The organism is Bradyrhizobium sp. SZCCHNR1002 (assembly GCF_032381435.1).
GTDB lineage: Bacteria > Pseudomonadota > Alphaproteobacteria > Rhizobiales > Xanthobacteraceae > Bradyrhizobium > Bradyrhizobium aeschynomenes.
Genome location: NZ_JAUHIS010000004.1, coordinates 518438 through 530635 on the forward strand (window position 1 = coordinate 518438; position 12198 = coordinate 530635).

The 12198-nt window shown below is 66.4% G+C and carries 6 protein-coding genes; 5 read left to right on the top strand and 1 reads right to left on the bottom strand.

The features are described 5' to 3' along the window. Nucleotides 1-164: 164 nt before the first annotated feature. From QX108_RS21945 to QX108_RS21965, 5 genes are all read left to right on the top strand, one after another. Entirely contained in the window at nucleotides 165-1508 is a 1344-nt protein-coding gene (locus tag QX108_RS21945; protein ID WP_315782376.1) for a methyl-accepting chemotaxis protein, read from the top strand. Between the two features lie 2815 nt (nucleotides 1509-4323). Then, entirely contained in the window at nucleotides 4324-5907 is a 1584-nt protein-coding gene (locus QX108_RS21950; protein ID WP_315782373.1) for a Do family serine endopeptidase, read from the top strand. A gap of 258 nt (nucleotides 5908-6165) precedes the next feature. Then, complete coding sequence (locus tag QX108_RS21955; RefSeq protein WP_315726077.1) at nucleotides 6166-6846, top strand: response regulator transcription factor; 681 nt, start codon at nucleotides 6166-6168, stop codon at nucleotides 6844-6846. Next, on the top strand, nucleotides 6830-8287 hold the full coding sequence (locus QX108_RS21960) for an ATP-binding protein (protein ID WP_315782371.1): 1458 nt from the start codon (nucleotides 6830-6832) through the stop codon (nucleotides 8285-8287). The genes QX108_RS21955 and QX108_RS21960 overlap by 17 nt, the downstream gene beginning before the upstream one ends. Beyond that, a complete protein-coding gene (locus QX108_RS21965; protein ID WP_315782369.1) occupies nucleotides 8284-11241 on the top strand; it encodes a bifunctional [glutamine synthetase] adenylyltransferase/[glutamine synthetase]-adenylyl-L-tyrosine phosphorylase in 2958 nt (985 codons plus the stop codon). The genes QX108_RS21960 and QX108_RS21965 overlap by 4 nt, the downstream gene beginning before the upstream one ends. A gap of 536 nt (nucleotides 11242-11777) precedes the next feature. On the opposite strand, the gene QX108_RS21970 is transcribed toward QX108_RS21965, so the two are convergent. After that, entirely contained in the window at nucleotides 11778-12110 is a 333-nt protein-coding gene (locus QX108_RS21970) for a hypothetical protein (RefSeq protein ID WP_315782367.1), read from the bottom strand. Between the last annotated feature and the right edge of the window lie 88 nt (nucleotides 12111-12198).

Sequence of the window (12198 nt, forward strand, 5' to 3'; positions counted from 1 at the left end):
GTTGCGAGCGAGGAGCGCAAGCCGTTCTCAGCAAGTCTGGACGCCGTCATCACCCGCCGCCCCCGCACTCTCCCGTGCTCCTCCCGCCCGCCGGCTTTCATCTTATTTTACCATTGTCTGGAAATGTGCGTTGACATTCCGTCTGACGTGCCCGGGCAAAGCCAATGTTCTCCAACAGCAATCTGACGATCCGCTTCCTCGTGGGAGGCGTCGTGGCGTCTCTCCTCATGTTGCTGGCGATCGGCGGCGGCACCGGCTTCATCGCGGTGCTCTATCTCAACAACCAGATCACCAGCCTGTCGGCGGACTTCGCCAGCCTCAGCGGCCCGGCGCGCGACCATGCCACCATGACCTATCAGCAGGCGCAGTCGGCATTCTCCTGGTTCCTGATCGCCTGCGTCGCCATCGCCGTGTTCGCCAGCGCCGTCTGCCTGATGACCTACGCCGCCGTGCAGAACGGCATCCTGCGTCCGCTGGCCGCGATGGTCAGCGCCATGCGCGACGTCGCCGACCAGAAATACGACACCCGCATTCCCGGCCTTGGCCTCACCAACGAGATCGGCCAGTTGGCCGGCGCGCTGGAGGTGTTCAAGACCAACGGCATCGAGCGCCAGCGCCTCACCGAGCGGGAGCTGCAGGAGGCGCAGCGCCAGGGCGAGCGCTCGCGCTATCTCGACGGCCGCATCCATTCGTTCAACGAGCTCGTCGCCAGCGTCGTCGGCAGCGTGGCCGCCTCGGCGGTGCGGCTGAAGAGCAATGCCGAGACCTTGTCGCGCGCAGCCAACGACACCTCGGCCAAGGCGAATGCGGTCGAGGCCGCCGCCAATCACGCCAATCGCAGCGTGCAGACCGTGGCCGGCTCGGCCGAGGAGATGTCGAGCTCGATCGGCACCATCAGCCGCCGCGTCTCCGACGCCACCCAGCGCGCCGAGGGCGCGGCGTCGCAGGCCGAGAAGAGCAAGAACACCATCCATTCGCTGTCGGACGCCGCCGAGAAGATCGGCACCGTGGTGCAGCTGGTGCAGGCGATCGCCGCGCAGACCAATCTGCTCGCGCTCAATGCCACCATCGAGGCCGCGCGCGCCGGCGAGGCCGGCAAGGGCTTCTCCGTCGTCGCCTCCGAGGTGAAGAACCTCGCCGACCAGACCAGCAAGGCGACCGACGAGATCTCGGCGCATGTCGCCAGCATCCAGGGCATCACCGCCGAGACCCGCGGCGCCATCGACGGCATCTCGACCACCTTGAGCGAGATCAGCGCCATCATGTCCGGCATTGAGGTCGACACCTCGCAGCAGCGCAACGCCACCCAGGACATCTCCAAGAGCGTCCAGGAAGCCGCCCGCGGCACCCTCGACGTCTCCAACCACATCGCCCAGATCTCTTCCACCTCAGCCGAAACCGGCCGCCTCGCCACCGACGCCCGCGACGCCGCCGGCGAGCTGTCGCAGCAGGCCGAGACCTTGAAGCGCGAGGTGGATGCGTTCATCGTGAGCGTGAAGGCGAGCTGATCCCGCCACCTGCGCCAACGACAACAGCCAGCCATCATCTCCACCGTCATTCCGGGGCATTCGCGGCACGCGAATGAGCCCGGAATCCATAACCACGAGCGGTTGTGGTGACGGCGGTTGTCGCGACATCTCGCTCCAACACCGACAGCTGTGGCTATGGCTATGGATTCCGGGCTCGCGCTGACGCGCGCCCCGGAATGACGGCGGAGAGGGTGTCGTCTCAGTCCTGTTTCGAGGACGCCACGCAGTCCTCCGCTGTCGTCCCGGACAAGCGTGCGCAGCACGCGCCGATCCGGGACCCATAACCCCAGGATGCGATCGGGCGGGATGCCGGACCCGTCGTGTCTCACAACGACCGCCGCGGAGTATGGGTCCCGGCGTTCGCCGGGACGACAGCGGCGTGTGCCGAGGCAGCTCCCGCCACATCCGCAGCATCCTCACAACCGCCCGCGACGGCATACGCCTGCGGCTGAGCCGTCCACGATCCGGCGTGCTAGTTGTCGACAACACCACGGTTTCGCGGAATTCCGCTAACCACTCTAACCGGCCATTAGCAAATCCCCCTCATCGCGCACACGCTCTGCTGGGAGGAGTCGTCGCGTGAGCGGCGGGTGGCGTGCGGGGAGGCGCGGAACGAGATCGTCAGCTGACCGCACGAGGGAAGGGGCAAACGGGAATGATGAGCTTCGGGTTGAAGATCAGAGGGCCTCAGTGCAGCTAAATCCGCCATCCCCGCCGGAGAACGACGGCGGCTTACGCCCCCCGCTAAGCCGCCCTGAGCGCCGTTGATCTGACTACCGCTTCCGTAGCCCGTATGATCCTAGCGGCATCCGAGTTCGGATGAGTTTCTAAGGATGAAGCCGGATCGTTAGGCTAATCGGGACTACGCTTGTTGGTCCTCGCCCGCGGCATCAGTTCAGATCGCCCGTGACGGGGGACAGAGACCGAGGGCCTTGCGTGCCGTCACGGTGGTTAGAGGTGAACAACAATAGCGGTATGGGGGAAAACAACACCATATCCCAGGTGAGTTACGCCGTTACGAACTGACGCCGATCGAAAATTCTCCAAAACGGCAATTTTCCCGGGCGAACAGCCGCCCGGCACCTCTAAAGATTGACGGATGCTCGAATATTCGATGATTGTTCTCGCCGTGCCAAGTGAGAGAGTTCGTTCGTGCTGTGCAAGATTTTCGAATGATTGGGAGAGCGCGGGATGCCATGGCAGCCAGAAATATGGACAGGAGACGTGCGAAGAGTTCTATACAAGCGATTAGTGCAACAATTCGGGCCGCTTAATGATTGGGAGAAGAGGCAGCTTCCGGGGCGTGGCCTAGATCAACGATTCAAAGAATTCTGTTCTGCGTTTGCATTGGCCGTTGGGGCCAAATCTGGAGCCGCCGTTCAGCACCAGATTAGATTCGCGATGCCTGAAACAGCACAAGGCAGTACTTGGGGGCGTCACGCGCAAACCGCGATTTTGAATAAGGCAGCTGCCTTGGAGGCTGGCTTCATCGATGACGGACACCTTCCTGATTTGCTGGCCGTTGGACGAGCGCCTAGACCAAACGAATAAATCAGCAAGATTGGCTAAGTCTTCCGAAAATCAAAAATCCTCTTGCCTCCCACCCCAAATCACCCTTATCCTCCACCGCGTTCCGTACCGCTGAGGGAGCGTATCGCGATCGTCACGGACGCGGGTTGCGGAATGCGATGGATGCGGGCGGCTGCAAGCGGGGTTTAGGCCTCGCCGACGAACGGCTGACTGCGGACAGGAAATCGTGTCGTCCTGGCCTCCCGGTGCCGAGGCCAAGCTGGTGGTGATGATCCGCTGGCGACGGGGTCAATGAGCCGGTCCCCGGGGAGAGCACGTATAAATGTTAAAACCATCGCGCAGGGAAGGCCGGGATGTCTCAGCCGAACCTGTGGTTCCTACCCCGTGCTTTTTGTCTGCACGGGGGCCATGGGGGCGGCAAGCTCCCGGTCTTCCCTGCGCCCTCTCTTAGCTGGGGGCGAGATGTCGGGCATGGCTCGGGCGCGGAGTGCGTCGCGAGGGCGATGCCGCTCGGGTTGCTGTTAGTTTTCTCCACGTGCTGTTTGACAATGTGGATCGGGAGGGGCGCGGCTTGCGTCATTGCGAGCGTAGCGACGCAATCCAGAGTCCCGCCCACGACTCTGGATTGCTTCGCTCGCAATGACGGAGTTTGGCGCGGGCAGCGTGCCTTCATACTCCGCTGTCATCCTCCGCGAAGGCGGAGGATCCAGTACGCCGCGGCCGTCGTGGTTGAGCAGACAGGCCGCGGCGTACTGGATTCCCCGCTTTCGCGGGGAATGACAGGTGGATGTGAGGCGGGAGCTTGCGCCGTATGGTCCAGCTGGAGTCGACCGGTGGTCGGGACACGCGACCAGCCGGGTGCACCGGGCGGGTCGGGCGGATTAGTGCAGCGTCATCCGCCGGGGGCTGGCTCCGGTGCGGGCGGATGTGGGGCGGCTGGCTCCGGCGTCGTCGAAGCGGCGGCGGGTTACGCCTGCGGCTAACCCGCCCTACGAGGATTACGACTTTTGGCGGGGATGGCCATTGAGATGGCGACCATCGGGCGGCCGGGACTTTGGTAAGCTGTTGAACCAAAATGCCTTTTGCCACGCGCTCCCGCATCTGCGCCATTCCGCCGCAGTCATCGTGTCCGTCCATTACAGAAGTTTAACGCCGCAGCCAGCACGCCGTAAGGCGGCAAGTCCCATGTTCACTGGCGAACGGGGCGAACAGCCCGGGACACACGATTTCGACCTTGACCAAAATCGCTTGCGGAGAAAACCGTATGACTGACCGTCCGACCGACTTGTCCTCGCTTCCTTCCTATCAGAAGCCCCGCCGCGGCCTGTTCTCGGCGCGCAAATTCGCGCTGATGGCCTCCGTCGTCGCGGGCCTCGGCGTGGCCGCCTATGGCCTGTCGCCGCAGGGCGCGCCGCTCGATGTGTTCTCGACCGCGGCGCATGCGCAGGTCGCAAACGAGGTCAGCAAGGTCGCGCGTCCGGTCGGCTTTGCCGACATCGTGGAGCGGGTGAAGCCGTCGGTGATTTCGGTCAAGGTCAACATCGCCGAGAAGGTCGCCAAGAACGACAATGACGACGACACGCCGTTCCAGCCGGGCTCGCCGATGGAGCGCTTCTTCCGCCGCTTCGGCGGTGAGAACGGCATTCCCGGCATGCCGGGCGGGCGCGGCGGCCGTGGTGGTCGCGCGGTGACCGGGCAGGGCTCCGGCTTCTTCATCTCCGCCGACGGCTATGCCGTGACCAACAACCACGTGGTCGACGGCGCCGACAAGGTCGAGGTGACGACCGACGACGGCAAGACCTACAGCGCCAAGGTGATCGGCACCGATCAGCGCACCGACCTCGCGCTGATCAAGGTCGAGGGCGGCTCGAACTTCCCGTTCGCAAAACTCGCCGACGGCAAGCCGCGCATCGGCGACTGGGTGCTGGCGGTCGGCAATCCCTTCGGCCTCGGCGGCACGGTGACGGCCGGCATCGTCTCGGCCGTCGGCCGCGACATCGGCAACGGCCCGTATGACGATTTCATCCAGATCGACGCGCCCGTGAACAAGGGCAATTCCGGTGGCCCGGCGTTCGACGTCGACGGCAACGTCGTGGGCGTCAACACCGCGATCTACTCGCCGTCCGGCGGCAGCGTCGGCATCGCGTTCTCGATCCCGGCCTCGACCGTGAAGAGCGTGATCGCGCAGCTGAAGGACAACGGCTCGGTCAGCCGCGGCTGGATCGGCGTGCAGATCCAGCCGGTGACGCAGGACATCGCCGACAGCCTCGGCATGAAGAAGGCGGAAGGTGCGCTGGTCGCCGAGCCCCAGGCCAATGGTCCGGCGGCGAAGGCGGGCATCCAGTCGGGCGACGTCATCACCGCGGTCAATGGCGAGCCGGTGAAGGACGCGCGTGAGCTCGCCCGCACCATCGGCGGCATCGCGCCCGGCGCCGCCGTCAAGCTCAACGTGCTGTCGAAGGGCCAGGAGAAGACCATCAACCTGACGCTCGGCAAGCTGCCGAACACGGTCGAAGCCAAGGCCGACGGCGGCGGCGACAATGGCGGCTCCTCGCGTGGCGCCGACGTGCCGAAGCTCGGCATGACCGTCGCTCCGGCGTCGAGCGTGGCCGGCGCCGGCAAGGAAGGCGTCGTCGTCACCGAGGTCGATCCGAAGAGCGCGGCGGCCGATCGCGGCTTCAAGGAAGGCGACGTGATCCTGGAGGTCGCAGGCAAGTCGGTGACCTCGGCCGGCGACGTGCGCGAGGCCATCAATGCCGCGAAGTCCGACAACAAGAACAGCGTGCTGATGCGCGTGAAGAGCGGCGGCCAGTCGCGCTTCGTCGCGGTGCCGCTGGCCAAGGGCTAAGGCCATTCGAGATGGAGGATCGCCGGCATGTGCCCCCGCGTCGGCGGTTCTTCCTGGGGGCGGGCTTCAAGTCCCGCTCCCTCCACACCTTCCGTAGGAACAACGCCCCCCTCCGTCGGAAGGAACTCGGGCGGTGAGGTCCCCCAGCCTCGCCGCCCACTTTCCCGTTGATCATCCCCGGGCCCACGCCGCCTTGCACGGAAACGGCGGCCGGTCCATGTAGATGGACATCGAACCGTGATCGCCCCCGTTTCCGCAATGCGCCTCCTGATCATCGAAGACGACCGCGAATCCGCCGACTATCTGGTCAAGGCGTTCCGCGAGGTCGGACATGTCGCAGACCTCGCCAGCGATGGCGAGGAGGGGCTCGCCATGGCCGAGAGCGGGGATTACGACGTGCTGGTGGTCGACCGCATGCTGCCCAAGCGTGACGGCCTGTCCCTGATCGGCGCGCTGCGCGACAAGGGCAACAGGACGCCGGTTCTGATCCTGTCCGCGCTCGGCCAGGTCGACGACCGAATCAAGGGCCTGCGCGCCGGCGGCGACGACTATCTGCCCAAGCCCTATGCGTTTGCCGAGCTGCTCGCCCGCGTCGAGGTGCTGTCGCGCCGCCATGGCGGGCCGGCGGAGGAGACGACCTACAAGGTCGGCGATCTCGAGCTCGACCGTCTGTCGCATCGCGTCGCCCGCGGCAAGGACGAGCTGACCCTGCAGCCGCGCGAGTTCCGCCTGCTCGAATATCTGATGAAGCACGCCGGGCAGGTAGTGACGCGCACAATGCTGCTGGAGAACGTCTGGGACTATCACTTCGATCCGCAGACCAACGTGATCGACGTCCACATCTCGCGGCTGCGCTCCAAGATCGACAAGGGGTTCGACCGCCCGCTGCTCCACACCATCCGCGGCGCGGGGTACATGATCCGTGACGGCCTTCGGTAAGCTGATCCGCACCACGGCGTTCCGGCTGACGCTGGTCTATCTTTTGTTGTTTGCGCTGTTCGCCGCCTCGCTGCTCGGCTATTTCGCCTGGAACACCCGCCGCCTCATCACCGAGCAGATCTCGACCACGGTCAGCGCCGAGATCGGCGAGCTGACCGACATCTACACCCGTGGCGGCCTGCGCTGGATCGTCGGCACGATCCAGAGCCGCGCGCTGCGCCCCGGCGCCAATCTCTATTTGCTCACCACGCCCACCGGACAGCAGGTCGCCGGCAATGTCGACGCGCTGGCGCCGGGCGTGATGGGCTCGTCCGGCTGGTCGGAGACGTTCTATCGACGGCTCGACGACGGCGGCGATCAGAACCATCGCGCGCTGGTCTATGTCACGCAGCTGTCGAGCGGCTTTCGGCTCTTGATCGGCCGCGATCTCGAGGAGCGCCGCCGGCTGTTCGGCATCGTCGCCAAGGCGGCGCAATGGTCGGTGCTGGTGGTCGTGGTGCTCGGCATCGGCGGCGGCATCTTCGTCGCGCGGCGCGTGCTGGTCCGGATCGACGCGATGACCGGCACGACGCGGCGTATCATGGATGGCGATCTGTCCGGGCGATTGCCGGTCGGACGCAGCGGCGACGAGCTCGATCGTCTGGCGGAAAATCTCAACGCCATGCTGGAGCGCATCGAGGCGCTGATGACCGGCCTCAAGGAGGTCTCCGACAACATCGCCCATGACCTCAAGACGCCGCTGACGCGCTTGCGCAACCGCGCCGAGGAGGCGCTGGCGAAGTCGCGCTCCGAGGAGGAATATCGCGGCGCGCTGGAGCGGACGATCGAGGAATCCGACGGCCTGATCCGCACCTTCAATGCGCTCTTGATGATCGCCCGTGCGGAGTCCGGACAGGCGCGCGGCGACATGGTCGAGTTCGACGTCGCCGATGTCGCCGCAGGCATTCACGAGCTGTACGAGCCGCTCGCGGAGGACAACGAGATGACCCTGCGCGTCAAGGCCGCTGCGGCACCCGTGCATGGCAATCGCGAGCTGATCAGCCAGGCGCTCGCCAACCTGGTCGAGAACGCGATCAAATACGGCAAGCCGGCCGCGGTGCCGTCCGAGTCGGGGCCTGCAGGCAGCCGCGAGATCCTGATCGAGGCGCGGCGCGAGGGCTCCCAGGTGCTACTCAGCGTCACCGATCACGGCGAGGGCATCCCGGAGGCCGAGCGTAAGCACGCCGTCGAGCGTTTCGTGCGGCTCGAGGCGAGCCGCACCTTGCCCGGTTCCGGCCTTGGCCTGAGCCTCGCCTCCGCCGTCGCCACGCTCCACGGCGGCGAGTTGCGCCTCGGCGACGCCGGGCCGGGGCTGGTCGCGACCCTGGTGCTGCCGGCGGGGACGGGGCTGTCCGCCAAGCTTGCGGCGCCGACGCGGGATGTGCCACAGAAGGCCGCATGACCTCCTCCGCGCCGGGAAACGCGGACGGGCAGAACCTGGCCGGGCGTTTCGTCGCCGGCCCGCATGTCCGTGCGCCCGACAAAGCCGAACAACGCCTCACCGAGTGGCTCGCCGAGCTCGAGCCGCCTTTGGCCGCATCGCTCCGCGCGCTGCTCGCCGACGGTTGGCCGCGGACGATCTTGCTGGGCATCGCCGAGTGCTCGCCCTATCTGTTCGACCTCGTCCGCGCCGACGGCCACCGGCTCGACCGCCTTTTGCGCTGCGAGCCGCAGACGCATCTCGCCGAGCTGATCGCCCGTACCGGCCGCGAGGTGTTTGCGGCGAGCAGCGAAGCGGATGTTATGCGGCTGCTGCGGCAGCTCAAATCCGAGGCGGCGCTCCTGATCGCGCTCTGCGACATCGGCGGCGTCTGGCCGGTCATGCAGGTGACGGCCGGGCTGACCGATGTCGCCGTCTCCTCGGTGCAGATGGCGCTGCGCTATCTGCTGCGGCAGGAGGCCGCGCGGGGCCGGCTGTCGCCTGCGGATGCTGCGCAGCCGGAGCGGGGCTGCGGGCTGTTCGTGCTCGCGATGGGCAAGATGGGGGCCGGCGAGCTGAACTACTCCAGCGACATCGACCTCATCGTGTTCTTCGATCCCGACGCCACGACGCTGGCGCGCGACATCGAGCCGCAGCCGTTCTTCGTCCGCGTCACCCAGGCGCTGGCGCGGCTGCTGCAGAGCCGCACCGCCGACGGCTACGTGTTCCGCGTCGACCTCCGGCTGCGGCCCGACCCGGCCTCGACGCAGGTGGCGATGTCGACCGAGGCGGCGCTGCACTACTACGAGCGCGAGGGCCGCACCTGGGAGCGCGCCGCGATGATCAAGGCCCGCATCTGCGCCGGCGATATCGCCGCCGGCGAGGCGATGCTGGCCGAGCTGTCGCCGTTCGTCTGGCGCAAGCATCTCGACTTCCAGGCGCTGACCGACGTCCACGACATGAAGCGGCAGATGCAGGTCTATCGCGGCCACAGCGAGATCGCGGTCGAGGGGCACAACGTCAAGGTCGGCCGCGGCGGCATCCGCGAGATCGAGTTCTTCGCCCAGACCCAGCAACTGATCGCCGGCGGCCGCCACCCCGAGCTGCGCGTGCGCCCGACCCTGCAGGCGCTCGACGTGCTCACCACCAGCAAGTGGATCACCGCGCAGGCGCGTGACGAGCTCACCGTCGCCTATGAGTTCCTGCGCCGCGTCGAACACCGGCTGCAGATGATGGCCGACGAGCAGATCCACAGCCTGCCGGACGACGTCGAGGGCGTCGGCCGTTTCGCGTGCTTCTTCGGCTATGACAGCCGCGAGCGCTTTGCGGTCGACCTGCTGTTCCACCTCAACATCGTGCAGGGACACTATGCGAGGCTGTTCGAGGGCGATCCCACCGGCACCGTCAGCCTGCCGGCCGTGAACTACGGCGCGGGGCCCGACGAGCCGCGCCTGATGGAGCACCTTGCCGGGCTCGGCTTCCGCGATCCGGTGATGGTCGCGAAAACCTTGCAGCAATGGCAGGCGGGCGAGTACCGCGTGTTCCGCGCGGAGGCGACACGCGCTGCCTTCAACGACTTCCTGCCCGCGCTGATCGATGGTCTCGCGCATGCCGACGAGCCGGATCGCGCGGTCGTCGCGTTCGACCGTTTCCTGCAGGCGCTGCAGCTCGGCGGACGGCTGGTCACCCTGCTCGGGCAGAACCGCGACCTCGTCGCGCTGGTGGCGCTCGTGCTCGGCGCGGCGCCGCGGCTCGGCGACATGCTGGCGCGGCAGCCGCGGCTGATGGACGGCCTGATCGATCCGCGCTTCTTCGGCGCCATCCCCGATCGCCGCGAATTGTCGGCGCGCCTGGCCGCGACCCTGCAGGATGCCGGCACCTATGAGGAGTTTCTCGATCGCCTCAGGCAGTTCGGCCAGGAGAGCCTGTTCCTGATCGGCACCCGCATTCTCTCCGGCACCGTGTCGGCGCAGCAGGCCGGCACCGCGTTCGCCGACGTCGCCGAGGGCATCGTGCACACCGTGCACGACCTCGTCACCGAGCGCTTCGCCGCGCAGCACGGCCGCATCAAGGGGCAGGAGACCGCGATCGTCGCGATGGGCCGGCTCGGCGCCCGCGAGATGACGGCGTCGTCGGATCTCGATCTGATCCTGCTGTACGATTTCGACGCCGACGCACCCGACTCCGACGGCGAGCGCGCGCTGCAGGGCGCGCACTATTTCGCCCGCTTCACCCAGCGGCTGATCTCGGCCTTCACGTCGCGCACCAATTACGGCGTGCTCTACGACATCGACATGCGGCTGCGGCCGTCGGGCCGCGCCGGTCCGCTCGCCTCGCACATCGATTCCTTTGCGCATTATCAGGAGCACGAGGCCTGGACCTGGGAGCACATGGCGCTGACGCGGGCGCGGGTGATCTCGGCGTCGCCGTCGTTCCGCGCCCGCATCGAAGGGATCATCCAGACCGCGCTTCGCCGCACCCGCGATCCGGCCGCCATCGCCCGCGACGTCGCCGACATGCGCCGCGCGATCGCCGCCGAGAAGGGCGAGGCCGACCTGTGGGACCTCAAGCACGCCGCCGGCGGCATGGTCGACATCGACTTCGTCGCGCAATATCTGCAGCTCGTCCACGCCGCGACGACGCCCGAGATCCTCGACGTCAGCTCGCTCGCGGTGCTCGACAATGCCGAGCGGCTCGGCGTGCTGCCGCGGGCGGAAGCCGTGATCCTGCGCCAGGCCGCGCGGCTCTATCACGACCTGACGCAGATCCTGCGGCTGTGCGTCAGCGACAAGTTCAAGCCGGACCAGGCCGGCGAGGACCTCCTGCGGGTGATGGCGCGCGCCGGCGACGCGCCGGACTTCTCGGCGCTGGAGGCGCGCGTCCGAGAGACGCAGAGCGAGGTACGCCGCGTGTTTACGGCGCTGCTCGAGCCGTGATCGCGGGGCAAACCTCGCGCAGGCAGCATGGCTGCGCGCTTCATCCACCATCTTCAACCGTTCAAACAGCCGGGCAAGCGCCAGCGCGTCCGCGGCGCGATCGCGCCCGGAGACTGCGGAAGGCGTCCGCCCTCGAAAGACGATGAGGGCGCAGGGAATGCCGGGTGAAGGCCTCACCCATGGCCCGCCTGCGAACAAGAATGCAGGCGGCAGGTACCACAGGTTCAGCCGATTCGACCCGGCATTCCCTGCGCGATGGTTTTAACGCTTATACGCGATCTCCCCGGTGCGCCGGCTTTTGGCCACCGTTCGCGACCCTGCGCTTCGAGCGCATTGCCGCAGGACACCAGCTTCGGGGTGCCAGGACCACGCGACTTCACGTCCGCGAGTACATCACTCGTCCGCGCCCTTGAAGCGCGCTGATATCCTCACGTCCACCGCATTGCCGATCCAACGTGTCGTGACGACGCGTACGCCCCTCATCCGGACCGGAACGCGGAGAGAATAGACATGATTTGCTGATTTTCGGAAGTGATTTATTTTTGCGGGGGGCTCTTGAAATGGGCGATGTGGTTGAACTGAATGCTGAAATGGAAGGATTGGCGCAGACGATCTTGACCCGTGATCAGAGTGGTCTCGTGATTTCGTTGGCGCGATAGTGCCCGCCGGGCAAATCGACCAAGCTCGGCGTCTCGCCGGCGGTGGAGAGCCGCGAGGAGTTGTTTGTTTGATTGAAGCAGTCGTTCGGCTGTGTTCCCTTCCAATTGGAGAACGCCGTGTCCATGCAGACCATCGCGGCGGCAGGCAACGCGGAAATTCCAGCATATCTGACGCTCATCAAGCTCGGATGCGAGATCAATCGTCGCCATCGGGGCGATGGCGAACTGTGGAGCGCAACGAAGGGGACGCTTGAACTCGTCGCCGAGAGCCCCCTGCAACTGCTTGGCCTTGCTTTGA

What these genes read in the sequence shown, in the direction of transcription:
- QX108_RS21970 (WP_315782367.1), bottom strand. Translation starts at nt 12,110, where the DNA reads ATGGCGACGATTGATCTCGCATCCGAGCTTGATGAGCGTCAGATATGC.
- QX108_RS21950 (WP_315782373.1), top strand. Translation starts at nt 4,324, where the DNA reads ATGACTGACCGTCCGACCGACTTGTCCTCGCTTCCTTCCTATCAGAAG.
- QX108_RS21945 (WP_315782376.1), top strand. Translation starts at nt 165, where the DNA reads ATGTTCTCCAACAGCAATCTGACGATCCGCTTCCTCGTGGGAGGCGTC.
- QX108_RS21965 (WP_315782369.1), top strand. Translation starts at nt 8,284, where the DNA reads ATGACCTCCTCCGCGCCGGGAAACGCGGACGGGCAGAACCTGGCCGGG.
- QX108_RS21955 (WP_315726077.1), top strand. Translation starts at nt 6,166, where the DNA reads ATGCGCCTCCTGATCATCGAAGACGACCGCGAATCCGCCGACTATCTG.